The sequence below is a fragment of the Pseudomonas asuensis genome (genome assembly GCF_014646755.1).
GTDB classification, from domain to species: Bacteria; Pseudomonadota; Gammaproteobacteria; order Pseudomonadales; family Pseudomonadaceae; genus Chryseomonas; species Chryseomonas asuensis.
Map to the genome: position 1 here is coordinate 179,552 of NZ_BMNW01000008.1, position 24,025 is coordinate 203,576.

The window sequence follows — 24,025 nt, forward strand, 5'->3', positions numbered from 1 at the left end:
AAAGCCTTAAGCAGTGGTATTCACTGAATGAAAGGCTATATTTAGTGTAATTCTTCGGCTAAGACACTTTTTTTGGAGACGCTCAGGCATGCGAACCCAGCACCAAGCGAGACGCGAGCTCGATAAGATCGATCGCAACATCCTGCGAATCCTGCAGGAAGACGGTCGCATCTCGTTCACCGAACTGGGCGAGCAGGTCGGCCTGTCTACCACGCCCTGTACGGAACGAGTACGGCGACTGGAACGAGAAGGTGTGATTCTTGGCTATTCAGCCCGTCTGAATCCGCAGCACCTTAAAGCTGGCCTACTGGTCTTCGTAGAAATCAGTCTAGATTACAAATCAGGGGACATCTTCGAAGAGTTTCGCCGCTCGGTCCTGAAGTTGCCTCATGTGCTGGAATGCCATCTGGTTTCCGGCGCGTTTGATTATCTGGTCAAGGCACGTATTTCGGAAATGGCCTCTTACCGCAAGCTCCTGGGTGACATTCTGCTCAAACTGCCACATGTGCGGGAATCCAAAAGTTATATCGTGATGGAAGAAGTCAAGGAATCCCTAACCCTTCCGGTACCCGACTGAGCCCTCTGAATGCGCTACTGTTTTTCCTGGCTTGGCGTAGGCGCGCCCAACCGTTTATTGTCCGGCCTTAACGCTTCGTCAGGATCGCTTTTCATGGATTCAACGAGTAATTCCCTAACTGAACCGCACAAGCACGCTCCTTCGTACTATGCAGCCACGGCGAACCAAACGCTGGAGTTCGCTCCGCTGACAGGTGAGATACGAGCCGATGTCTGCGTAGTGGGCGGTGGGTTTTCCGGGCTTAATACGGCCATTGAGCTGGCGGAGCGTGGTTACTCGGTCGTGCTGCTGGAGGCCCACCGGATTGGCTGGGGTGCCAGTGGGCGTAACGGCGGACAACTGATCCGGGGCGTTGGCCATGATGTTGAGCAATTTCGTCCACTCGTCGGCGATGAAGGTGTACGCGCCTTCAAGCAAATGGGCTTCGAAGCGGTAGACCTGGTGCGGCAGCGCATCGAGCGCTACGGCATCGCATGCGACCTTACCTGGGGTTACTGTGATTTAGCCCTGAAGCCACGCCATATGGAACATTTCCAGGCTGAGCTGGAAGAATTGCATAGCTTGGGCTATCCACATGCGGCCCAGCTTGTCTCCCATGACAGGATTCATACCGTGGTTGGCTCGGAGCGCTATTTGGGTGCTCTCTTAGACTCCGGCTCCGGCCACTTGCACCCCTTGAATCTCGCCTTGGGCGAGGCAGCCGCTGCCCAGTCGCTAGGGGTCAGGCTGCATGAGCAATCTGCAGTGACTCAGATCGACTATGGCCCGGAAGTGCGTGTCCATACAGCACAAGGCGCAGTCCGGGCAGAAACGTTGGTATTGTGCTGCAACGCCTATCTCAAGGGCCTGGAGCCAACGCTTTCAGGCCAAGTACTTCCAGCTGGTAGTTACATCATTGCAACAGAGCCGTTGCCCGAGGCATTGGCCGAAGAGCTGCTGCCTAATAACCGTGCGGCCTGTGATCAGCAGATTACAGTCGACTACTTCCGTCTCTCACATGACCGTCGGCTCTTGTTTGGAGGCGCCTGTCATTACTCAGGCCGTGATCCAAAGGATATTGCAGGCTATATGCGTCCTAAGATGCTGAAGGTCTTTCCTCAACTCGACCGGGTCGCTATCGAATTCGAGTGGGGCGGCATGATCGGAATCGGTGCTAATCGTCTGCCTCAAATCGGCCGTCTCAAGGATCGTCCCAATGTCTTTTATGCTCAGGCGTATGCGGGCCACGGGCTGAACGCCACACACCTGGCAGGCCATCTGCTCGCTGAAGCTATTGCAGCCCAGTCAAGCGGATTCGACCTGTTCAACAAGGTTCCTCACGCTACCTTCCCAGGAGGACAGCGCCTCCGCTCTCCCCTGCTTGCCTTGGGCATGCTCTGGTATCGTTTGAAAGACGCCTTTCAATAAAAAAGCCGCGCCGGTTATCCGACGCGGCTTCTCAAGAGCAAAACGCTTACAGCCCGGTGTTCAGGCCTTTTGCCTCGTCTGCACCAATGTGAATATTCATGCACTGCACCGCTGCGCCCGCGGCACCCTTGCCTAGGTTGTCCAGGCGAGCCACCAAGGTTAGACGCTCCCCATTGCCAAACACGAACAAGTCAGCACGGTTGGTCTCATTGCAGCCCTGCACATCAAAGAAGCCTTCGTCCAGATTGCTGGCGTCTTCGACCGGCATGACGCGAATGAACTGCTCGCCTGCGTAGTGCTTGGCATACGCCGCCTGGATTGCCTCGGCATTCGCACCGTTGCTCAGGTGTTTGGCATGCAAGGGGATCGTGACAGCAAGCCCTTTCAGAAAGCTTCCTACGATAGGGCTAAAGACCGGCGCGTCATCAATACAGCTTTGCACACGCATCTCAGCTAGATGCTTATGCCCCTGGGTCATCCCATACGGCCGCGGGCTGGTCAGCTTCGGTTGGTTGTCAGCCTCATAGTCGGCAATCATTTTTTTGCCACCACCGCTATAGCCGGTCAAGGAAAAAGCCGACAGCGGATAGTCAGACGGTAAAAGCCCAGCATCGGCCAATGGACGAACCAGCAGGATGAACGCCGTAGCATGACAGCCAGGATTGGCAATACGTTTGCTGGTACGGATTTTCTCGCGCTGCCCAGCCGCCAGCTCAGGTAGGCCATAGGTCCAACTGGTGTCGGTACGAAACGCCGTGCTTGCATCAATGATGCAGGTGTTGGGGTTATCTACCAGCGATACTGCTTCGCGAGACGCGCCGTCAGGCAGGCAGAGAAAAGCGACATCCGCTGCATTGAGGAAGCGAGCGCGCTCGGCCGAATCCTTGCGTTTGTCATCGGCGATACGCAGCAGCTCGATGTCATCACGGCCGGACAGATAATCGAGCAGACGCAACCCTGTGGTGCCTTCCTGCCCGTCAACGAATACTTTGAACGTCATGGCTTGCCCTCATGCAAAACGCGCCGGCCAGGCCTTATATGAAAGTACCTAACAGCCGCAATGGAATGTGCATTGTAGCCAGACCCTCCTGCTTGACGCAGCCCTCTTACCAAACAGTTGCCTGACTCATTATAGGATCAGCACTTTTCATTGCCTTGCTGAACGTGCCCTTAAACGGTACAGCAGATCCTGCCACAGGGCTGTACTCCCTTCATTCTCAGGGGGTGTGTCTGGAGGCAGGGGGTCTTTGAGGCCACAGTAAAGTGCCTTTATAACCCTGGACACCGCCATGCAACGCCTGCTTGTCTTACCGCGCCTCCAGCCGACCCGCCTGTCTGCTCGGGGTGCTCGCTGTGCCCTTAATAGCTTATACGCCGTCTATTATGTGCTGCAGAGATGGCAGCAGAACGCCAAAACGCGAAGACAGCTGGCTTTTTTGAGCGACCGTGAACTAGCGGACATCGGTCTGACCAAAACTGAGCAACAATGCGAGCTGAACAAGCCGTTCTGGCGCTAGTCTTGTAAGGACGGTAAATACCGCGCCTTATTGTCCAGGAGATATTCATGACCCGTTTGCACCTGCTGGGCGCTGCTGCCCTGCTCAGCCTTTCTACGGCTGCCTCAGCATCCAGCTTCTTTGTTACCACCGACATGATCGTTGACGCCATCGATGCGACGTCTGACGCCACATCGGGTATCACCCATTCCCTTCGTAACGACAAGATCGTCCTGGCTGCACGCGACGATGCCGCCAGCTTTGTGGCCAGTGAAGGCAGCATCCGCGGTGTGCGCCTCGAAGCGGCCCTGGATCACATTCGAACCTTGCAACCGCAGCTGAATGCAAGCGACACCCAGCTGGCTCAGGCTATTCTTACACTGTAAGCCTATCGGAGCGGCATCACTGGTATCAGCGGTGTCGTTCCGTTAGCCTTGGCCTGTAGTTTTTCAAGAGAGCCATCCCACCTGCCTATGCGTCTGCGTTATCTTTTTATTCTAGGCATCGCCATCACCACGCCCGTTTTCGCGTTCGATCCCACTACAGGGTTTATCGTCCGTAGCCTCTATGTCACCAGCAAGGTGACGTCCGCTCCGTTCGATAACAAAGTAGTACGTGATGCACGTGACGATGCGGCATTATTTGTAGCCAGTGGCGGGGCTCAACGTAGTGTTGAACTTGAATCCGCCTTACGCTGGCTGCGTTCACATAATCCAACGCTGATAGCCAGCGATAAGGAACTGGCTGAGGCCATCCTTGCTCAATAAGCGGCTTTACCGTTTTGTTCGGGAGATTTTTCCATGCGTCGTTCCTTATTTCTTGCAGCCGCGCTAGTTCTGGGTACGTCCAGCGCAGCGCACGCTCATACCGTTGTGGCGACCAGCAACATCATCGTGCGTGCGCTGGATCGCAGTATCGATTTCACCTCCGATACCACGACCTCCATTCGTGACATGAAAGTGGTTCAGGAAGCACATAGCGATGCAGCCAGCTTTGTTGCATCCAATGGCGACATCCGAGGCGCTCAGCTCGAAGCAGCCTTCATGACCCTGCGTGAGCGTCTACCGGAAGCACGTCAGGCCAGTGATACAGAACTTGCCCAGGCGATCCTTGCACTGTGAATCCCCTTCTTAGCCGAGCTTTCCTTGAAAAGCTCGGCCGCCTCACCAGGCCAACCTTCATTTGTACCGCTTTCATCGCCTGTTTAGGTGTTGGCAACGCTAACGCAGCGCTTAGCTTGCACCTGGACGAGCAATCCTTGACGCCGGAGCAGACTCAGGCAACCCGACAACTCTTGAACGAAGCGATGGGCAAGCTGCCACCCCGCTTCAAGCAGGCGCTTGACGAGGACATTTCCGTCCGCTGGAGCCAGGATCTTGAGCCGCAGGCGTATGGCCGTGCAGACCGCCGTACCTTATTGCTTAATGAACGACTGCTACCGGCGCTGACGGATGGCAGCGATGCCCGTATTCAAACAGGCCGGCCCCATGGCACCCAGCGCGAAGAAATGCTGGCAACCGTTCTGCATGAGCTCACCCATTTCTATGACCGGGAACGAGCCTGGACCACAACCGAGCGCAAGGAGATCATTGCTTGCAGCACCCTGGCATCCTCGACCAGGTCTGCCGACCTTCCCCTTCACTGCCAAGGCCAGGCAGGGCGCCGCTACACCTTGTCAGACGATCCCCGCCTGTTGGATCTGGCGGGCTGGCAGGTCAAGGTCAAGAAGCACGGCACCCGTGAGAGTCGCAACAATTTCATCGCTCGCAGCCCTGATATTTATGAGGTAACCAACCCTCGCGAGTTCGTGGCAGTGAACATGGAATACTTCCTTCTGGACCCAAGCTACGCCTGCCGACGTCCAGCCCTAGCGCGCTACTTCACAGAGCATTTTGGCTGGTCTCCACCTCAACAAGAGACATGCTCCAGCAAACTGCCCTACCTGAACGCAGGCAGTGACTTTGGCAAGACCCCGCTGGGCTGGCTTGATCCCGAGCGCGTCTACGAAGTTGATTATCTCTTCGCTGAAGGCAACGAGCATGTCATGAGCCGCTGGGGCCATAGCATGCTGCGTTTGGTAGTCTGCGCCCCCGGACGCCCGCGTGGTCCCGACTGCCGACTGGACTTGCAGGAACATCTCGTGCTGTCCTTTCGCGCCTTCGTCAATGATGTGCAGATTTCCAACTGGGACGGGCTGACCGGCTCCTATCCTTCCCGGCTGTTTGTGCTCCCACTGGCTCAAGTGGTTGAGGAATACACCAAGATCGAGCTACGCGGACTGCAATCTGTTCCACTCAAGCTGAACCGGCAGGAAATTGCCGATCTCCTGGAGCGTACTGCTCAAACCCACTGGAGTTATGACGGACACTATTACTTTGTTTCCAATAACTGCGCCGTCGAGACGTTCAAGCTCCTGCACGACAGCGTACCGCGTCTGCAACAGACCCCGCTCGACAGCATCACGCCGATCGGTCTGCTAGACGCTTTACGCATCGAGAAAGTAGCAGATACGTCCGTACTGGACGACCAGCGCGAAGCTTTGCGGCTGGGTTACCGGTTCGACTCCTTCCGAGATCGCTTTCAATCGATGTTCAAAGTCGCCCGCGACCGGCTCAGCCTGCCTCAACAAAAGGTCGAAGACTGGCTTGAATTAGCGCCACAGCAGCGCCGCGAATGGTTCGACCGTGCCGACCTGCGCGCCAGTGCGGCGCTCCTGCTACTTGAGCAGGCCGCACTGCGACGTGAACTGCTCCTCGCTCAGAATGAGCTAAAGGACCGCTACCTGGGCCAAAATGGCGAGCTGGAAAAAGCCCGCTTCAGCAAGGCAGGCGAGGCATTACAACAACTGCTAGCCGATAGCGGTTATCTCAGCCGACCTTCGGAGCTTTTGGGAGCCGGTGGCTATGGGCTTCCACAGCCAGGCGAATGGGATAAATTGACGGCTGAAAGTCAACGCCGCCAAACCCACCTGCTCAGCTTACGCGAAACCCTCAACACGGAAGTCCGTTCTCTACTGGACAGCAAGATCCAGCACGGCCTTGATGACACCGAAGCCAACCTCAAGCAGTTAGGTGATCACCTGAGAGCCTTGCACAAGGCTTCGGGAGGACTGGAGCTGCCTTAAAGGCAGCTCTCTGCTTTCTTCGACGCGTCACTAAGCACTGTGAGCTGCTAGCATGGTCAATACTTTAGCTTATAACGATAAAAAACCTACTGACCGACCCCACCGTGACTACGATTCTTCTTGCTCTCTGGCCGCTATTCGCTCTTATCGTGGCGGGATATTGGATGCGCCGAAAAGGCTTTCCTGGCGAGGCCTTTTGGCCAGCTGCGGATCGGCTTAACTACTTCCTGCTTTTTCCGGCGCTCCTGTTCAACAACCTTGCTACAGCGCCGCTCAATGATCCTGCGCTGGCACATCTGGCACTGGCAGCCCTGACGGGACTAGGGCTTTTATGGGCCGCGCTGCTGATTGCCAGGCGTTATTATCATTGGCCCGCCGAGCGGTTTGGTGTCATTGCTCAGAGCACACTGCGTTTCAATACTTATTTAGGACTGGCGACAGTCGGCAGCCTGCTGGGTAAGACAGGCCTGGGACAGGCCGCGTTGATATTGGCTCTGATGGTCCCCACCGTGAATGTCATGTCGGTCTGGGCATTGAAAGCCGAGCGCGGCGCTCGCTTGGGAGAATTATTGCTCCCGGTGTTGCGTAACCCACTTATTTTGGCTTGCGCAGCAGGCGCATTGGTCAATTTACTTGGTTGGGGGTTACCCTTTGGAACGGATCGTCTGCTGGGCCTTCTGGCGGCCACCAGTTTACCGCTAGGGCTTTTTTGCGTAGGCGCTGCCTTGCAACTCCAACAGATTGCCGGTGAATGGCGGGCCATTGGCATGATGACTTTGTTTCGTCTGTTAGCTTGCCCTCTTCTGGCAGGGTTGATTGCTCATCTTTTAGGCCTGCCGCCACATGAACGACTGCTACTTGTTCTCTTTTTCTCGCTACCTACAGCTCCGACCGCGTATGCCTTGACTCGCCAACTGGGCGGCGACAGTGCGCTAATGGCAGGCGTAATCACATTGCAAACACTTGTGGCAGTACTCACATTACCGCTGGTAATTTCGCTGCTGGGGGGCAGCCTCCCGCAAGGTTCATGAAAGCTTGCCCGGTTAGGATCAATTATCCAAAGGGTTAATGGCCCACTTATGGCAACTGCCATGACGTGTACCTGCGGTCTAACAAAAACAAAGGATTAAATCCATGCCTCGCTTGCTCCCTACAATGGTCTCAGCCGCTCCACGCCCCTCCATACGCTACTCGTGATCCCTGAATCGCGCTTCGGTCGTTTCTTTACCTTTCACGCGTAACCGTTGGAGCTTTCCATGCTGACATTCCTTGGCTTCGCCATGGTCGTGACCTTCATGTTCCTGATCATGACCAAGCGGCTTACCCCCCTCATCGCGTTGACCATGGTGCCGATTCTCTTTGCCGTACTGGCATGGGCACTGGGTACTCACTTTGCCAGCCTTGGGCATATCCAGCTCAACTCGCTTGGCCCTATGATGCTGGATGGCTTGCGTACACTGGCACCTACCGGTGTGATGTTGCTATTCGCCATTCTGTACTTTGCCATCATGATCGATACCGGCCTGTTTGATCCGGCTGTTCGATGGATCCTGAGGCTGGTCAAGGGTGACCCCTTAAAGGTTGCCATCGGAACGGTATTCCTGACCCTGGTCGTGTCGCTTGATGGAGACGGCTCGACGACCTACATGATCTGTGTAGCGGCCATGTTCCCGCTATACAAACGCTTGGGAATGAATCCGCTGATCATGACGTGTCTGATGCTACTGTCCAGTGGCATCATGAACCTCACCCCTTGGGGCGGCCCTACCGCCCGTGCGGCCAGTGCGTTGCATGTAGACCCGGCAGATGTCTTCGTACCCATGATCCCTGCCATGCTGGCCAGCATTGTATGGCTGTTTGTCCTGGCCTATTTATACGGACGCCGCGAGCGTGCGCGACTGGGCATTCTACAAATCCATGAAAGCGAAGGTGCCAAAGTTACTGTTTCCCAATGCGAAGAGGCACGTCGCCCTCACCTGCGCTGGTTCAACGGTCTCCTAACCCTGGTACTGATGGCAGCACTGGTCAAGGGCATCCTGCCAATGCCGGTCCTGTTCATGATTGCCTTTGGCATAGCCATGACTATCAACTACCGCAACATCGATCTGCAGAAACAGCGTGTTGCCGCTCATGCAGAAAATGTTCTGGCAGTGGTTTCGCTGATTTTCGCCGCTGGCATCTTTACAGGCATCCTCTCGGGCACCGGCATGGTGGACGCCATGTCCAAAAGCCTTCTGGCTGTGATCCCTGAGGCGCTTGGCCCGTATATGGCCGTCATCACGGCGCTGGTAAGCATGCCCTTTACCTTTTTCATCTCCAACGATGCCTTCTACTTCGGTGTATTGCCTGTCTTGGCAGAAGCAGCCGGCCATTATGGTATTGCCCCAGTAGAGATTGCCCGTGCGTCCATCATCGGCCAGCCTGTGCACCTGTTAAGCCCATTAGTGCCCTCAACTTACCTACTCGTCGGTTTAGCCAAAGTGGAGTTTGGTGACCATCAGCGCTTCACGTTGAAGTGGGCGGTCGTGACATGCATGGCTATGCTGGTAACAGCTTTGTTACTAGGTGTGTTTCCACTGTTCAGCGGCGCTTGAACTAACAGAATTTTCACATTTGCCTGATTAGCTTTGTCGGTTTGTTTTCGGCACCGGTCGTGCCGACGTTAATGAGAGGAATTGGAATGGAGTGGCTGACCAGCCCGGAAATCTGGGTGGCTTTTTTTACCCTGACTGCCCTGGAAATCGTTTTAGGTATCGATAACATCATCATGATTTCGATCTTGGTGAGCCGTATGCCCAAGGCGATGCAACCACGCACACGCTTCTTCGGCCTGGCTCTGGCCATGGTAACGCGCATCCTGCTGCTGCTTTCGATCACTTGGGTGATGCGCCTGACGGCTGATTTATTCCATGTGTTTGGCCAAGGCATTTCTGGACGCGATCTCATCCTGTTCTTTGGCGGCCTGTTTCTTCTGTACAAGAGCAGTACCGAGATCTATCACGGCCTAGAGGGCGAAGAGGAAGAGAGTGACGAACCCAGTGCCAAGGGTGGTAGCTTTATCTCTACCATCGTGCAGATAGCGATCATCGATATCGTATTTTCACTGGACTCAGTCATTACCGCTGTGGGTATGGTGCAACATGTACCGGTCATGGTTGCGGCAATCATTGTTGCGGTGCTGGTGATGATGCTGGCAGCCGGTGGTATCAGCAGTTTTATCGACAAGCACCCCAGTCTGAAGATGCTCGCGCTTTCCTTCCTGATTGTCGTAGGTACAGTGCTGATTGCTGAAAGCTTTGAAATTCATGTACCTAAAGGCTACGTCTACTTTGCAATGGCGTTCTCGCTAGCGGTAGAAGCCATCAACATCCGTATGCGTACCGCAGCGGCTCGCAAGAGAGCCCAAGAAGGGCATCCTGTAAAACTGCGCAAGAACACGCCGTAAAGTTTACGGTTATGAAAGCCCCGGTTTGCCGGGGCTTTTTTATGGCCTTTTCTTTTTATAAGCGCATAAAAAAGCCCACCCGCCTTTAAGCGAGTGGGCTTTTTAGTTGCGCGGCCGGGGTCTTACACCTTGCTGCGCTCGTAACGCTTACGGTCGTTTTCGTTCAGCAGCTTCTTGCGCAGACGAATCGACTTGGGTGTCACTTCAACCAGCTCATCTTCTGCGATGAACTCCAGTGCCTGCTCAAGGGTAAACTTGATTGGCGGAACCAGAGCAATCACTTCGTCCTTACCGGAAGCACGCATGTTATCGAGCTTCTTGCCCTTGGTGGGGTTCAGCACGAGGTCATTGTCACGGCTGTTGATACCGCACAGCTGGCCTTCATAGATTTCATCGCCAGGCGCGAGGAACAGCTTGCCGCGGCTCTGCAGAGTTTCCAGCGAGTACGTCAGTGCAGTACCGGTAGCCATGGACACCAGCACACCGTTCTGACGGTTAGTCACTTCGCCAGCCTTGATCGGACCATAGTGGCTGAAGGTCGACGTCAGGATGCCAGTACCAGAGGTCATGGTCAGGAAGTTGTTACGGAAGCCGATCAGACCACGTGCTGGAATGGTGTACTCCAGGCGAACACGGCCTTTCCCGTCAGGGATCATATTGGTCAGATCACCTTTACGCAGACCCATTTGCTCCATAACGGGGCCTTGGTGCTGCTCTTCGATGTCGATGGTGACGTTCTCGTACGGCTCCTGCTTCTCGCCGGCCTCGTTCTCGATGATCACCACTTCCGGACGGCCTACAGCCAGTTCGAAACCCTCGCGACGCATGTTCTCGATCAGTACTGACAGGTGTAGCTCACCACGACCAGAAACCTTGAACTTCTCAGGAGATTCGCCCTGCTCAACGCGCAGTGCCACGTTGTGCAGCAGCTCCTTGTCCAGACGGTCCTTGATGTTACGGCTGGTTACGAACTTGCCTTCCTTGCCAGCGAATGGCGAGTCATTGACCTGGAAGGTCATCGAAACGGTCGGCTGGTCAACGGTCAGCGGCGGCAGCGCCTCGACGGTCTGCTGGTCGCACAGGGTATCGGAAATGAACAGCTCGTCCATGCCGCTGACGCAAACGATATCGCCAGCCTGGGCTTCTGGAACCTCAACGCGCTGCAGGCCATGGTGACCCATGATCTTCAGGATACGGCCGTTGCGTTTCTTACCGTCAGCACCAACAGCCGTTACAGGTGTATTGGCCTTGATGGTGCCGCGTGCGATACGGCCAATGCCGATCACGCCGAGGAAGCTGCTGTAGTCCAGCTGGGAGATTTGCATCTGGAACGGACCATTCACATCAACCTGGGGAGCCGGTACGTGATCGATGATGGCCTGGAACACGGCATCCATGTTGTCATCCATCTTCTCGTAGTCCATGCCGGCAATGCCGTTCAGGGCACTGGCATACACGATCGGGAAGTCCAGCTGCTCATCGGTAGCGCCCAGGTTGTCGAACAGGTCGAAAATCTGGTCAACAACCCAGTCAGGACGCGCGCCCGGACGGTCGATCTTGTTCACGATCACGATTGGACGCAGACCGGCCTTGAATGCCTTCTGAGTCACGAAACGGGTCTGTGGCATAGGACCGTCTTGAGCGTCAACCACCAGCAGTACGGAGTCAACCATCGACATGACACGCTCTACTTCACCGCCGAAGTCGGCGTGACCGGGTGTATCCACGATGTTGATGTTGTAGCCGTTCCACTTGATCGCCGTGTTCTTGGCCAGGATGGTAATACCACGCTCTCTTTCCTGGTCGTTGGAGTCCATGACGCGCTCGCCTTCGGCTTCCTTGCGGTCCAGCGTACCGGACAGCTTCAGCAGCTTGTCTACCAGCGTAGTTTTGCCATGGTCAACGTGGGCGATAATGGCGATATTACGAAGATTCTCGATCACTTTTTTAAGTCTCGTTATCAAGTTGAGCCGGGCCGCAGCGGCTGATCACAGCAAGCCCGACACGACATTCATCAGAATTCATTCAAGCCCAAAGGGCATTTAATCCAGAAAACAAAGGCGCTGTTGGTTTTTGCGCCTGTGGACAGCCAGACCGGCCTGCCCTCAGCCCCGGTCGGGAGGGCGATGGCGAATGCTGCCGCCAAACAGCCCGGGCTGTTTAGTCCGGGCGATAAACACGTACATTCGCATGCCCCTCATTGAGCAGATGATGAGCATGCAGGCGACTCATGACACCTTTGTCACAGTAAAGAAGGTACTGGCGACTTTCATCCAGTTCCTTGAATCGATTGTTTAGCGCAAAGAACGGCATGGCCTGAACTTCGACACCGTCTACGGCCAGAGGGTCATCCTCCTGGCTATCCGGGTGACGGATATCCAGTACGATCTGGCCCGGCAGCGCCTGGCTGACTTCTTCAACCTTCAGGTCCTTGCCAAGCTCATCGATTACCTTGTCAACAGTCATCATCGTAGCGCGCTCAAGGGCTGCGTCCAGGATGGCCATGTCGAATTTGGTTTCTTCGTGCTCGATACGGAAGCCTTTGGCCTTGGTTGTCGGGTTTACTGAAATCACGCCACAGTACTCTGGCATGTGCTTGGCAAACGCCGCGGTACCGATTCGCTCGGCCGTATCGATGATGTCCTGCTTGTGGCTGGCCAGAAGCGGACGCAGCACCAGTGTATCGGTAACGCGGTCAATTACCGCTAGGTTTGGCAAGGTCTGGCTGGAAACCTGCGAGATCGCCTCGCCCGTGACCAGCGCATCGATGTCCAGCCGCTCGGCCATACGGCTGGCAGCGCGTAGCATCATGCGCTTGAGGATAACACCCATCTGGCTGTCATCGACCTTGGTCAGGATTTCGCCCACTACCTCTTCAAATGGCACGCTGATGAACAGCACGCGCTGGGAACGACCAAACTTTTCCCACAGGTAGTGTGCTACTTCCATAACGCCCAACTCATGGGCACGTCCGCCCAGGTTGAAGAAGCAGAAGTGACTGACCAGACCGCGACGCATCATCTGATAGGCCGCTACCGTCGAATCGTAACCGCCGGACATGAGCACCAGCACCTGTTCGAGGGCTCCCAGGGGATAACCACCCAGGCCATCGTGCTGGCGATCAATCACAAACAGCCGGTCATGGCGAATTTCGATGCGCGCAAGCACTTCGGGATCTTTAAGAGAAATGCCTGCACCCTCACAGCGCTGGCGCAGTCCCCCACCAACATAGCGCTCTACATCCATAGAGCTGAAATCGTGCTTGCCCGCCCGCTTGCAGCGTAGGGAGAACACCTTGCCGCGAATGCGCTCACCAAAATGCTGGATGCATTTGTCGAGAATATCTTCGAAGTCGCCTAACGGATATTCATGGACTTCAAGGAAGTGACCAACTCCAGGCGTGCAGGTCAATCGGTCGATCATCTCCCGCAGGACTTTCGACTCGGTCTGCTGTGTTTCGACTTCCAGGTTATCCCATTCACCTTCCACCGTCAGGTTCGGGTCCAGATCTCTCAAGACCACCCGGATGTTCTTCGCCAACTGGCGAATGAAACGCTTACGCACCGGACGACTTTTGATAGTGATTTCCGGAAAGACTTTGACGATGAGCTTCATGAAATTTAAAGAAGAGCGGAAACGGCGAGAAAAGGTCGACAAGTATAGCTCAAACTGAAAGCTCTGACTTCCATTGGTCTAAATACATAAAAGCACCAATTTGGTGCTATAAAAAAACTAGAGCACGCTTTTGGTGCTCAGCGGTCTACTGTAAATGCATGGCTCATAGCAAAAGCCTAGTGTTAGTGCGGCACTGTCCATTACGGGGCACTGGCACGCTACTTGCTCCCTTGTGAGGCAGTAGCCCTTAAGCGAGGATAGGGCTCTTCTGAAAGCGCAGCCGTTTTCAGAAGTGCCCTTGCTACGGGTACACCTGATCCTGGGAGTTACGCCAACCGTTCCCAGCCTCAATCCCTCTGGAGGAAAACATGTCGAAGGCGGTTCAACTGATCAACGAAAACGACGTGAAGTGGATAGACCTGCGCTTCACGGATACCAAGGGAAAGCAGCAGCACGTCACTATGCCGGCTCGCGACGCCCTCGATGAAGATTTCTTCGAACACGGCAAAATGTTCGATGGCTCCTCGATTGCTGGCTGGAAAGGTATCGAAGCTTCCGACATGATCCTGATGCCGGACGACAGCACAGCCGTGCTGGACCCGTTCACTGAAGAGCCGACCCTGATTCTGGTCTGCGACATCATCGAACCGTCCACCATGCAGCCTTACGATCGTGATCCACGCGCCATCGCCAAGGCCGCTGAAGAATACCTGAAGTCCACGGGTATCGGTGACACTGTATTCGTAGGCCCGGAGCCCGAATTCTTCATCTTCGACGAAGTGAAGTTCAAGTCCGACATTTCCGGCTCCATGTTCAAGATTTTCTCCGAACAAGCCTCCTGGAATACCGATGCTGATTTCGAGAGCGGCAACAAGGGCCACCGTCCAGGCGTCAAGGGCGGTTATTTCCCGGTTCCGCCGGTCGATCACGACCACGAAATCCGTACTGCCATGTGTAACGCCCTCGAAGAGATGGGCCTGGTTGTTGAAGTTCACCACCACGAAGTGGCGACTGCCGGCCAGAACGAGATCGGCGTGAAATTCAATACGCTGGTTGCCAAGGCGGATGAAGTTCAGACGCTGAAATACTGCGTGCATAACGTTGCCGATGCCTATGGCAAGACTGTGACCTTTATGCCGAAGCCGCTGTATGGCGATAATGGCTCGGGCATGCACGTTCACATGTCCATCTCCAAGGATGGCAAGAACACGTTCGCAGGCGAAGGCTATGCCGGTCTGTCCGAAACGGCCCTGTACTTCATTGGTGGCATTATCAAGCATGGCAAGGCCCTGAACGGCTTTACCAACCCGGCCACCAACTCCTACAAGCGTCTGGTTCCAGGCTTCGAAGCCCCGGTCATGCTGGCTTACTCAGCTCGTAACCGCTCCGCCTCGATCCGTATTCCTTACGTTTCCAGCCCGAAAGCTCGCCGTATCGAAGCGCGCTTCCCGGATCCGGCTGCCAACCCCTACCTGTGCTTCGCCGCACTGCTGATGGCTGGCCTGGATGGCATCCAGAACAAGATCCATCCTGGCGATGCCGCTGACAAGAACCTGTACGACCTGCCGCCGGAAGAGGCCAAGCAGATCCCACAGGTATGTGGCAGCTTGAAGGAAGCTCTGGAATCATTGGATGCCGACCGCGCGTTCCTGACCAAGGGCGGCGTCTTTTCTGATGAGTTCATCGATACTTACATCGAACTCAAGAGCGAAGAAGAGATCAAGGTTCGCACCTTCGTTCACCCGCTGGAATACGACCTGTACTACAGTGTCTAAGCCACCGGCTGTATAGCAGAGGCCTCCTTCGGGAGGCCTTTTGCTTATAGACGCTTGTCATAAGGTCTCGTCAATGCAAGGCTTATGATCTAACTCTTTCTTCATGTGACGCCTGCGTCACCCTAGGAACAGGTATGCGTCTGCTGTTCGCCACTCTAGTGCTTGCTACGGCCCTGCCCGCCCATGCAGAGATCTATCGCTCGGTAGGCCCTAATGGTCAGACCGTTTTCAGCGATCAGCCTCCTCAAAACGCTCCCGCCGAGCGCGTAGAGTTGCAGCGCCCTAATACAGTGAAGACCGAGACACCTAACTCAGCCGCACCCTCTTCGCCCACGCCCGATAATGGTGCTGTTAGCAGTCAGCCCTACCAGACCTTACAGCTAGACGTGCCTGATGATGAAGCATTGCGAGCGAATAATGGTACCTTCTCAGTCAGCGCGACGGTGACCCCAGCCCTGTCACCCGGCCACCAACTCCGTCTCTTATTAGACGGGCAACCTTATGGTGATCCGACAAGAGCGCCCTTTTTCCACCTGACCAATATCGACCGTGGCACGCATCGACTTGCCATAGAAGTCATCCAGGACGAGCGTGTCGTCCAGCAAAGCGAGCCCGTCGAAATTACGGTGCAACGCATCAGCCTCAATAGCCCGAGTCGTTGATTATTACCGATGCGCTTTGTTTATCTGCTCATACTGTTTTGCCTGGCTCAGCCGACCTTTGCGGCTGTGTATACCTATACTGACTCGGAAGGTAACCGGATCTTTACGGATAACCCTCCCAAAGGCACCCAGGCCAAACCCGTGACGATTCAACCGTCCAACAGCATGCCGTCTCCTGCTGCGCCACGGACCATCAAGCTATCGCCCGCCAACCCGGATATTCACAAATCGGCGAAACCCTCTATACCCGAGCCAGCACAGATTGCGTCTTATCAGATGCTACGTATTCTAGTCCCGGAGCCAGACGCTACGATTAGAAGCAATGCAGGTGAGCTGATCGTAACAGCCACAAGCGATCCGGAGCTGATGCCCAATCATTTCTATCGGTTGATTCTGGATGGCCAGCCAGCTGGAGCTCCTGGGCGTAGTCCAGTATTTCCACTGGAGAACCTTGATCGGGGTACCCATCAAATTGCTATTGAGATCACTACGGAAGAAGGCGTCGTGATCGAGCGTACACCCAGCCAACCCTTTCATATGAAGCGTATGTCGCTTTCTCAACGTCGCCTCGCTAATCCTTGCAAGGATGATGACTGGGGCATTCGCCCCGAATGCCCCCTCTCTGAAAAACCTGAAGAAGAATAAACAGGGCTAGACTCGATGCACACATTTGGTGCAATACTGTAGGTCGCACCAAAACGAGACATCATGATTGGAACGGAAACCGCCCAAGGTTACGTGCAGTGCACGAATTACGGCCCTGCCCTAACACAGGGCAGCCTATTTATGTAGCTTGGTTTGTTTCTTGCATTTTCATGGTTCGTCATCTCAAAGCTGATCTGCCATGCCCACGGAAATGATGCATCGCCTGCTGCTGGATAACCTTACAACAGCAGTCATTCTGCTCAATGCCGAGCTACGCCTCGAGTATATGAATCCGGCAGCTGAAATGCTGTTGGCTGTCAGCGGTCAGCGTAGCCACGGTCAATTCATCAGTGAGTTGTTTACTGAATCACCGGAAGCGCTCCAAGCCTTACGTCAGGCAGTAGAACACTCGCACCCCTTTACCAAGCGGGAAGCGCTGCTAGTGTCCACGACAGGCAACAACCTGACCGTGGATTACGCTGTCACGCCCGTGCTCAGCCCGTCCAGGACATACCTCTTGCTAGAGGTCCACCCTCGGGATCGCCTCTTACGGATTACCAAGGAAGAAGCCCAGCTTTCCAAGCAGGAAACAACCAAGCTGCTGGTTCGTGGACTTGCTCACGAGATCAAGAACCCTCTGGGCGGTATCCGGGGTGCCGCGCAACTGCTCTCACGAGAGCTACCGGATGAATCTCTGAAGGACTACACGAACGTCATTATCGAGGAGTCCGATCGCCTGCGCAACTTGGTAGACCGTATGCTCGGCTCCAACAAGCTACCTAAACTGGCACGTACCAATATCCATGAGGTGCTAGAGCGTGTGTGCAGCCTTGTGGACGCTGAAAGCCAGGGCGGTATCTCGCTGGTAAGGGATTATGACCCTAGCATCCCTGATCTGCTTATAGACAAGGAGCAATTAATCCAGGCCGTGCTCAATATTGTGCGAAACGCCATGCAGGCCATCTCCGAGAATAATGAGCTACGCCTGGGACGTATAACACTGCGAACCCGTGCGCTTCGCCAGTTCACGATCGCCCATGTTCGTCATCGACTGGCATGCAAGGTCGAAATCATCGATAACGGCCCGGGTATTCCTGCCGACATGCAGGAAACCATCTTTTATCCGATGGTCAGCGGTCGTCCGGACGGGACCGGCTTGGGTTTGGCCATTACGCAAAACATCATTTCTCAGCACCAAGGCCTTATCGAGTGCCTGAGTCAACCTGGACACACTGCCTTCAGTATTTTCCTGCCGTTGGATAAGGAGCCTTTATGAGCCGTTCGGAGACCGTCTGGATCGTCGACGACGACCGTTCCATTCGCTGGGTATTAGAAAAGGCCCTTCAGCAGGAAGGCATGACAACCGTCGCCTTTGAGAGCGCCGATAGCGTCATGAACCGGCTCGGCCGCCAGCAGCCGGATGTCATTATTTCCGATATTCGTATGCCCGGCGCCAGTGGCCTGGATCTGCTGTCTCGCATTCGGGAAGTCCACCCTCGCCTACCCGTTATCATCATGACGGCGCACTCGGATCTCGACAGTGCTGTTGCCTCTTATCAGGGCGGTGCGTTCGAGTACCTTCCCAAACCGTTTGATGTCGATGAAGCTGTTGCGCTGGTCAAGCGAGCGGGCCAACATGCCCAGGAACAGCAGGGGTTCGAGGAGCCCGCTCACCTGGCGCAAACACCGGAGATCATTGGCGAAGCACCAGCGATGCAGGAAGTGTTTCGCGCCATCGGCCGGCTGAGTCATTCCAACATCACCGTACTGATCAATGGCGAGTCAGGCACGGGCAAGGAACTGGTCGCCCATGCCCTGCACCGCCACAGCCCTCGGGCTGCCGCACCGTTTATTGCACTGAACATGGCAGCAATTCCCAAAGACCTGATGGAGTCCGAACTGTTTGGTCATGAAAAGGGGGCCTTTACGGGTGCCGCCAACCAGCGTCGTGGCCGCTTCGAACAGGCCGATGGCGGTACGCTATTTCTTGATGAAATTGGGGACATGCCCGCCGACACCCAGACGCGTTTGCTACGGGTGCTGGCTGATGGCGAGTTCTATCGTGTAGGCGGCCACACACCGGTCAAGGTCGATGTGCGCATCATTGCGGCGACCCACCAGAACCTGGAAGTACTGGTCCGGGATGGCAAGTTTCGCGAGGATCTGTTTCATCGCCTAAATGTGATTCGCGTTCATATCCCTCGCTTGACCGATCGCCGGGAAGACATCCCAGCGTTGGCTAGACATTTCCTGGCGCGAGCAGCACAAGAGCTGGCGGTAGAGCCCAAGACGCTCAGGCCAGAAACCGAGGAGTACATGAAAGGCCTACCCTGGCAGGGTAACGTGCGCCAGCTCGAAAACACCTGCCGCTGGATTACGGTAATGGCCTCTAGCCGAGAAGTGCTGACTGATGACCTTCCCCCTGAGCTGCTCAGCCAACCGCAAGATGCGCAGCCCGCTGCCAACTGGGAGCAAGCCTTGCGGCATTGGGCTGATCAGGCGCTGACACGTGGACAATCAAGCCTTCTGGACAGTGCCGTACCTGCTTTTGAGCGGATCATGATTGAAACCGCTCTCAAACATACCGCTGGCCGCCGTCGTGATGCCGCACTTCTCCTAGGGTGGGGACGCAACACGCTGACTCGCAAGATCAAAGAATTGGGTATGAAGGTTGACGGTCCCGACGATGAGGGCGAGGAATAAGTCTTTTAAAAAAGGCGCCTTATAGGCGCTTTTTTTATATTTACAGCCAGTCTTAAGTACATCTCAAAAGTTGGCATGCCATCTGCTATGTACTAAGTAACCAAACTTTTGGGGACCTCGGTACAGGCAGGCTGGGGAATCCCCTTTTTATTCCAAGGCCACCTCCGGGTGGTCTTTTTTTACCTAAGCTAAACAACAGCTCTTATAAAACCCTTAAAAATCAAACAGTTAAAACCGTTCATTTAACTCATTCCAATAAGAATGAGTTTGGCCGAGCCAAAAAGCTCAAACGTTAGCCTATTGATCTCCACTCAGATGTCGCACCAAAACCGTGCATAAATCTAAACATGCCTTCATTTCGCGCATTATTAATAGCCTACTGAGATCATTGAATTTCAATCACTAATTCCCAAGTGCCATCCTCTTTTTTGTCCAGATGATCTTGAGTAACAAGGGCTCTTCCTAGCCCAACAACAAGCACATTCACATCCTTACCTTGCTGAGTGACCGACCAAGAAAAGCTCCCCGAATCCTTCATTTTTACCTGAGCGCTCTGACTACCCCCGGCCAAGCCTATGTTGGGTAAGCGAAGATTTAACGCACCGTCAGGATGATAACGTTCATAACGAAGGGGTCTGTTCAAAGACAGCACCAGGTGATAGGCCGACTTTCCAGAGGCTTCGTCAACACCCTCTGCCGCGTGTACCAAGCGAACCTGCGGAATGATCGGCTCACGAGGGCGTACATCACCATGATAAATCCGGCCGATCATCAGCCCGACCAGTAGCCCACCTAATGCCAGGGCACCTATCCAGGCCAATAGACGACGATTGCGGACCTGTAACTCCCGGCGTAGCTCTTCTGGATCATCTACTCGCTGAAGTTCACTTTCCCGAGCGGCCCTGGCTTCACGAACCTTGAGAAACAAACGGCGTATGGCATTAAACAAACGGCTCAGCATGCCACCGTTCCATAAACAGGTAATTTCCACTGCACGAAGCAGCAGCCATAGCCGTCGGGTGGGGTTACCATAGCGTTCTTTATTTCTGTATTAGCTACCATGTTTGACGTCATTCTGTTCGAGCCGGAAATTCCGCCCAATACGGGCAATATCATTCGCTTATGTGCCATTACCGGTTGCCGTCTGCATCTGATCGAGCCACTTGGCTTTGCGCTTGATGACAAGAAACTGCGGCGCGCCGGACTGGACTACCATGAATGGTCAACCGTGCGGTGTCATCCATCCCTGTCAGCTTGTATAGCAGATTTACAACCCCGCCGGCTGCTGGCCTTTTCCACCAAGGCCACACAATCCTACGCCGATATCACCTATCAGATAGGCGATGCCTTGCTGTTCGGCCCTGAAAGCCGAGGACTGCCAGCCGATATCCGCGATGCCCTTCCCCACGAACATTTGCTACGCCTTCCCATGCTGCCAGACCGCCGTAGCCTTAATCTCTCCAATGCAGTAGCCATCACCGTGTATGAGGGTTGGCGTCAATTGGGGTTTTTCATGCCGGAGTAGAGCGCGGCGGCATAAAAAAACGCCCATAAGGGCGTTTTTCAACTTACAGCCTGGATCAGGCCTGACCGGCAGTCTGCATGCGAGAGAGCTCTTGAGCATACAGCGCGTCGAAGTTTACTGGCGACAGCATCAGCGCCGGGAAGGAACCCCGTACGACCATGTTGTCCAGCGTTTCACGCGCGTAGGGGAACAGGATGTTCGGGCAGAAAGCGCCCAGAGCATGGCTCATGGAAGACGCGTCCAGACCTTTGATCAGGAAGATACCAGCCTGCTGCACCTCAGCAACAAAGGCGGTCTCTTCATTGTTCTTAACCGTTACAGTCAGTGTGAGAACAACTTCATAGAAATCTTCGTTTAACGCTTTTTGCCGAGTGGACAGGTCCAGATTGACGTTAGGCTGCCAGTCCTGACGGAAGATGTCCGGGCTCTTGGGCGCCTCGAAAGACAGGTCGCGAATATAAATACGTTGCAGGGAGAACTGAGCGCCTTCTTCAGTCTGCTGCGCTCCGTTGAGGTTATCAGTCATGACAGAACCTTATCGTTTATCGGTTGATTCAGGCAGAGAGGAGCGGGTCGAGACGGCCTGAGCGCTCGAGCGCGTACAGATCATCGCAGCCACCCACATGGGTTTCGCCAATCCAGATCTGTGGAACACTGGTCCGGCCGGCCTTACGTGTCATTTCACTGCGCACGGCGGGCTGGCCATCGACGGCAATTTCTTGGTACTTCACACCTTTACTGTCGAGTAAATGCTTGGCTCGATGGCAGTAAGGACACCAGGCACTGGTGTAGATGATAACTTCAGGCATGAAAGTACCTCCTGTCCGACAATTAGTTTTTCACGAGTGGCAGGTTTTCCCCACGCCAGGTGGAGAGACCTCCAGTCAACCGGGCCGTAGTAAACCCAGCCTGTTGTAGTGGTGTGCAGGCAGCACCAGCCTGTTGGCCGTTACTGTCGACGACGATAAGGGTCTTGTCCTTGTGCTTCTCTAATTGGGACAGGCTGCTGGCCAGTTTGTCCTGAGGAATATTCACTGCGCCGACGATGTGACCGGTAGCGAACTCCTTCTTCGGACGAATGTCCAGCACAATGCCCTGCTCTGTATTGAGAAGCTTAGTCAGCTCCGCCGTTGACAGGCTACGCCCGCTACGACGTGTCTCGTGTATCAGCAGAAGGATCAAGAGCACCAACAAGGCGCCAACAAGCAAGTAATGGTGAGTGGCGAACTCGATCAGCCGGGAAACGAATTGCATGGCACGAAGTATCCGGAGTCAAAAAATGCTGGCCAGTATACACACGCGACCTCATGCACCATACCCTGCGTGCGTGGCGTCGTTAGGCGTTTGGCAGTTACACTTCAGATAACCCGTTGCCTTTCGAAACAGCGCTAACAAGAGTCCGAAATCATGGCATTCACACCCAAACCTCTGGTCCTGATCATCCTCGACGGCTTTGGCCACAGCGAGGAAACCAAGCACAATGCCATTTACGCGGCAAAAAAGCCGGTCTGGGACCGCCTTCTGGCGACTCAACCTCATGGTCTGATCTCTGGCTCCGGCATGGATGTGGGCCTGCCTGACGGCCAGATGGGTAACTCTGAGGTCGGTCATATGAACCTGGGAGCCGGCCGCGTGGTATATCAGGATTTCACCCGCATCACCAAGGCTATTCGCGATGGTGAGTTTTTCGAGAATCCGGTCATTGGCGAAGCGGTCGACAAGGCTGTTGGTGCAGGCAAGGCTGTCCACATCCTGGGCCTGATGTCCGATGGCGGCGTCCATAGCCACCAAGACCATCTGGTTGCCATGGCTGAGCTGGCAGCCAAACGCGGCGCCGAAAAGATCTATCTGCACGCGTTTCTCGACGGTCGCGACACGCCGCCCAAGAGCGCTCAAAGCTCAATTGACCTGCTTGAAGCAACCTTTGCTCGCCTGGGCAAGGGCCGTATAGCCTCGCTCATTGGCCGCTACTTCTCGATGGACCGCGATAATCGCTGGGACCGTGTATCGGCAGCGTACAATCTCATTACGGACGGCACTGCGGAATACCATGCGGCCACTGCCACCGAGGGCCTCAATGCTGCCTATGAGCGCGGCGAGAGCGATGAGTTTGTCAAGGCAACAACCGTCGGCGCCCCCGTCAAAGTGGAAGACGGCGATGCCGTTGTGTTCATGAACTTCCGTGCTGACCGTGCTCGTGAGCTTTCACGTGCGTTCGTTGAGCCGGACTTCAAGGAATTCCCCCGCACCCGCACGCTGAACCTGACAGGCTACGTCATGCTGACGCAATATGCCGCCAGTATTCCTGCACCCAGCGCCTTTGCGCCAGAAAGCCTGAACAATGTCCTGGGTGAGTACCTGGCCAAAAATGGCAAGACTCAGCTGCGGATTGCCGAAACCGAGAAGTATGCGCACGTGACGTTCTTCTTTTCTGGTGGCCGGGAAGAGCCATTTGAAGGCGAAGAGCGCATTCTGATCCCATCACCCAAAGTCGCCACCTACGACATGCAACCGGAAATGAGCGCACCGGAAGTGACCGACAGAATTGTCGATGCCATCGAAAACCAGCGCTACGACGTCATTATCGCCAACTATGCCAATGGCGACATGGTGGGTCATACCGGCGTATTCGAGGCAGCGGTAAAGGCTGTCGAATACCTGGATGTCTGCATGGGCCGTATTGTAGAGGCGCTGGACAAAGTTGGCGGCGAAGCCATTATTACGGCAGACCATGGCAACGTCGAGCAGATGGAAGATGAGTCGACAGGCCAGGCGCATACGGCACATACCACCGAGCCGGTTCCGTTCGTTTATGTTGGCAAGCGGTCTGTTCACATCCGCGAAGGCGGTGTGCTGGCCGATGTGGCGCCAACCCTGCTCACGCTCATGGGCATGGAGCAACCCAAGGAAATGACCGGACGTACGATCATTACCGTGAATTAAGGCAGCGCCGCCTACCAATGTGCCCAATCGGGAGTATCGTTGCGTCTTAAATGGCTCAGCGGTACTCCTGTCTACGGCAGTAATCTTCCAATAAAAGAGCACCTAGTC

24 protein-coding genes are annotated in these 24,025 nt (G+C 55.0%); 17 read left to right on the top strand and 7 right to left on the bottom strand.

Features of this window, described 5'->3' with window-relative positions; translation table 11 throughout:
• Positions 1-88 precede the first annotated feature (88 nt).
• Both IEX86_RS17540 and IEX86_RS17545 read left to right on the top strand, forming a co-directional pair.
• The gene (locus IEX86_RS17540) at positions 89-577 is read left to right on the top strand and encodes an Lrp/AsnC ligand binding domain-containing protein (protein ID WP_188867432.1); all 489 of its coding nucleotides are present in this window, start codon (positions 89-91) and stop codon (positions 575-577) included.
• A gap of 93 nt (positions 578-670) precedes the next feature.
• The gene (locus IEX86_RS17545) at positions 671-1,984 is read left to right on the top strand and encodes an NAD(P)/FAD-dependent oxidoreductase (protein ID WP_188867433.1); all 1,314 of its coding nucleotides are present in this window, start codon (positions 671-673) and stop codon (positions 1,982-1,984) included.
• 46 nt (positions 1,985-2,030) lie between these two features.
• Here the strand turns inward: IEX86_RS17545 and argC are convergent, their stop codons facing one another.
• On the bottom strand, positions 2,031-2,984 hold the full coding sequence (gene argC, locus IEX86_RS17550; protein WP_188867434.1) for an N-acetyl-gamma-glutamyl-phosphate reductase: 954 nt from the start codon (positions 2,982-2,984) through the stop codon (positions 2,031-2,033).
• 289 nt (positions 2,985-3,273) lie between these two features.
• Between argC and IEX86_RS17555 the strand changes: the two genes are divergently transcribed.
• From IEX86_RS17555 to IEX86_RS17590, 8 genes are all read left to right on the top strand, one after another.
• A complete protein-coding gene (locus tag IEX86_RS17555; RefSeq protein ID WP_188867435.1) occupies positions 3,274-3,501 on the top strand; it encodes a DUF1127 domain-containing protein in 228 nt (75 codons plus the stop codon).
• Between the two features lie 47 nt (positions 3,502-3,548).
• Complete coding sequence (locus IEX86_RS17560; RefSeq protein ID WP_188867436.1) at positions 3,549-3,866, top strand: DUF2388 domain-containing protein; 318 nt, start codon at positions 3,549-3,551, stop codon at positions 3,864-3,866.
• 87 nt (positions 3,867-3,953) lie between these two features.
• Positions 3,954-4,247, top strand: coding sequence for a DUF2388 domain-containing protein (locus IEX86_RS17565; RefSeq protein ID WP_188867437.1), 294 nt, complete (start codon positions 3,954-3,956; stop codon positions 4,245-4,247).
• A gap of 33 nt (positions 4,248-4,280) precedes the next feature.
• Positions 4,281-4,601 (top strand): DUF2388 domain-containing protein, encoded by a 321-nt coding sequence (locus IEX86_RS17570; protein ID WP_188867438.1) that lies wholly within the window; start codon positions 4,281-4,283, stop codon positions 4,599-4,601.
• Positions 4,602-4,660: 59 nt separating this feature from the next.
• Positions 4,661-6,604 carry a DUF7844 domain-containing protein gene (locus IEX86_RS17575; RefSeq protein ID WP_188867556.1) on the top strand — a complete coding sequence of 648 codons (1,944 nt, stop codon included), beginning with the start codon at positions 4,661-4,663 and terminating at the stop codon, positions 6,602-6,604.
• 104 nt (positions 6,605-6,708) lie between these two features.
• The gene (locus IEX86_RS17580) at positions 6,709-7,635 is read left to right on the top strand and encodes an AEC family transporter (protein WP_188867439.1); all 927 of its coding nucleotides are present in this window, start codon (positions 6,709-6,711) and stop codon (positions 7,633-7,635) included.
• Positions 7,636-7,860: 225 nt separating this feature from the next.
• Positions 7,861-9,198 (top strand): CitMHS family transporter, encoded by a 1,338-nt coding sequence (locus IEX86_RS17585; RefSeq protein ID WP_188867440.1) that lies wholly within the window; start codon positions 7,861-7,863, stop codon positions 9,196-9,198.
• Positions 9,199-9,284: 86 nt separating this feature from the next.
• Entirely contained in the window at positions 9,285-10,049 is a 765-nt protein-coding gene (locus IEX86_RS17590; RefSeq protein ID WP_188867441.1) for a TerC family protein, read from the top strand.
• Positions 10,050-10,171: 122 nt separating this feature from the next.
• On the opposite strand, the gene typA is transcribed toward IEX86_RS17590, so the two are convergent.
• Both typA and thiI read right to left on the bottom strand, forming a co-directional pair.
• On the bottom strand, positions 10,172-11,992 hold the full coding sequence (gene typA / locus IEX86_RS17595) for a translational GTPase TypA (RefSeq protein WP_188867442.1): 1,821 nt from the start codon (positions 11,990-11,992) through the stop codon (positions 10,172-10,174).
• A 217-nt stretch (positions 11,993-12,209) separates the two neighbouring features.
• The gene (gene thiI, locus IEX86_RS17600) at positions 12,210-13,664 is read right to left on the bottom strand and encodes a tRNA uracil 4-sulfurtransferase ThiI (RefSeq protein ID WP_188867557.1); all 1,455 of its coding nucleotides are present in this window, start codon (positions 13,662-13,664) and stop codon (positions 12,210-12,212) included.
• A gap of 368 nt (positions 13,665-14,032) precedes the next feature.
• Between thiI and glnA the strand changes: the two genes are divergently transcribed.
• From glnA to ntrC, 5 genes are all read left to right on the top strand, one after another.
• Positions 14,033-15,439 carry a glutamate--ammonia ligase gene (gene glnA, locus IEX86_RS17605; RefSeq protein WP_188867443.1) on the top strand — a complete coding sequence of 469 codons (1,407 nt, stop codon included), beginning with the start codon at positions 14,033-14,035 and terminating at the stop codon, positions 15,437-15,439.
• A gap of 134 nt (positions 15,440-15,573) precedes the next feature.
• Positions 15,574-16,101, top strand: a complete 528-nt coding sequence (locus tag IEX86_RS17610) for a DUF4124 domain-containing protein (protein ID WP_188867444.1) — start codon at positions 15,574-15,576, stop codon at positions 16,099-16,101.
• A gap of 9 nt (positions 16,102-16,110) precedes the next feature.
• On the top strand, positions 16,111-16,746 hold the full coding sequence (locus tag IEX86_RS17615) for a DUF4124 domain-containing protein (RefSeq protein WP_188867445.1): 636 nt from the start codon (positions 16,111-16,113) through the stop codon (positions 16,744-16,746).
• A 199-nt stretch (positions 16,747-16,945) separates the two neighbouring features.
• The gene (gene glnL / locus IEX86_RS17620) at positions 16,946-18,022 is read left to right on the top strand and encodes a nitrogen regulation protein NR(II) (protein WP_188867446.1); all 1,077 of its coding nucleotides are present in this window, start codon (positions 16,946-16,948) and stop codon (positions 18,020-18,022) included.
• Complete coding sequence (gene ntrC, locus IEX86_RS17625) at positions 18,019-19,449, top strand: nitrogen regulation protein NR(I) (RefSeq protein WP_188867447.1); 1,431 nt, start codon at positions 18,019-18,021, stop codon at positions 19,447-19,449. The genes glnL and ntrC overlap by 4 nt, the downstream gene beginning before the upstream one ends.
• Before the next feature lie 385 nt (positions 19,450-19,834).
• On the opposite strand, the gene IEX86_RS17630 is transcribed toward ntrC, so the two are convergent.
• Complete coding sequence (locus IEX86_RS17630) at positions 19,835-20,410, bottom strand: hypothetical protein (protein ID WP_188867448.1); 576 nt, start codon at positions 20,408-20,410, stop codon at positions 19,835-19,837.
• Between the two features lie 99 nt (positions 20,411-20,509).
• On the opposite strand from IEX86_RS17630, the gene IEX86_RS17635 reads away from it, so the two are divergent.
• Positions 20,510-20,974, top strand: coding sequence for a tRNA (cytidine(34)-2'-O)-methyltransferase (locus IEX86_RS17635; protein ID WP_188867449.1), 465 nt, complete (start codon positions 20,510-20,512; stop codon positions 20,972-20,974).
• A gap of 55 nt (positions 20,975-21,029) precedes the next feature.
• Here IEX86_RS17635 and secB read toward each other — a convergent pair whose 3' ends face one another.
• The 3 genes from secB to IEX86_RS17650 are packed head-to-tail and all read right to left on the bottom strand — an operon-like array spanning position 21,030 to position 22,228.
• Entirely contained in the window at positions 21,030-21,500 is a 471-nt protein-coding gene (gene secB, locus IEX86_RS17640) for a protein-export chaperone SecB (protein ID WP_188867450.1), read from the bottom strand.
• A gap of 28 nt (positions 21,501-21,528) precedes the next feature.
• Positions 21,529-21,783 (bottom strand): glutaredoxin 3, encoded by a 255-nt coding sequence (gene grxC, locus IEX86_RS17645; protein WP_010796136.1) that lies wholly within the window; start codon positions 21,781-21,783, stop codon positions 21,529-21,531.
• Positions 21,784-21,805: 22 nt separating this feature from the next.
• Complete coding sequence (locus IEX86_RS17650) at positions 21,806-22,228, bottom strand: rhodanese-like domain-containing protein (RefSeq protein WP_010796137.1); 423 nt, start codon at positions 22,226-22,228, stop codon at positions 21,806-21,808.
• A 153-nt stretch (positions 22,229-22,381) separates the two neighbouring features.
• Between IEX86_RS17650 and gpmI the strand changes: the two genes are divergently transcribed.
• Positions 22,382-23,917 carry a 2,3-bisphosphoglycerate-independent phosphoglycerate mutase gene (gpmI, locus tag IEX86_RS17655; protein WP_188867451.1) on the top strand — a complete coding sequence of 512 codons (1,536 nt, stop codon included), beginning with the start codon at positions 22,382-22,384 and terminating at the stop codon, positions 23,915-23,917.
• Positions 23,918-24,025: the final 108 nt, after the last annotated feature.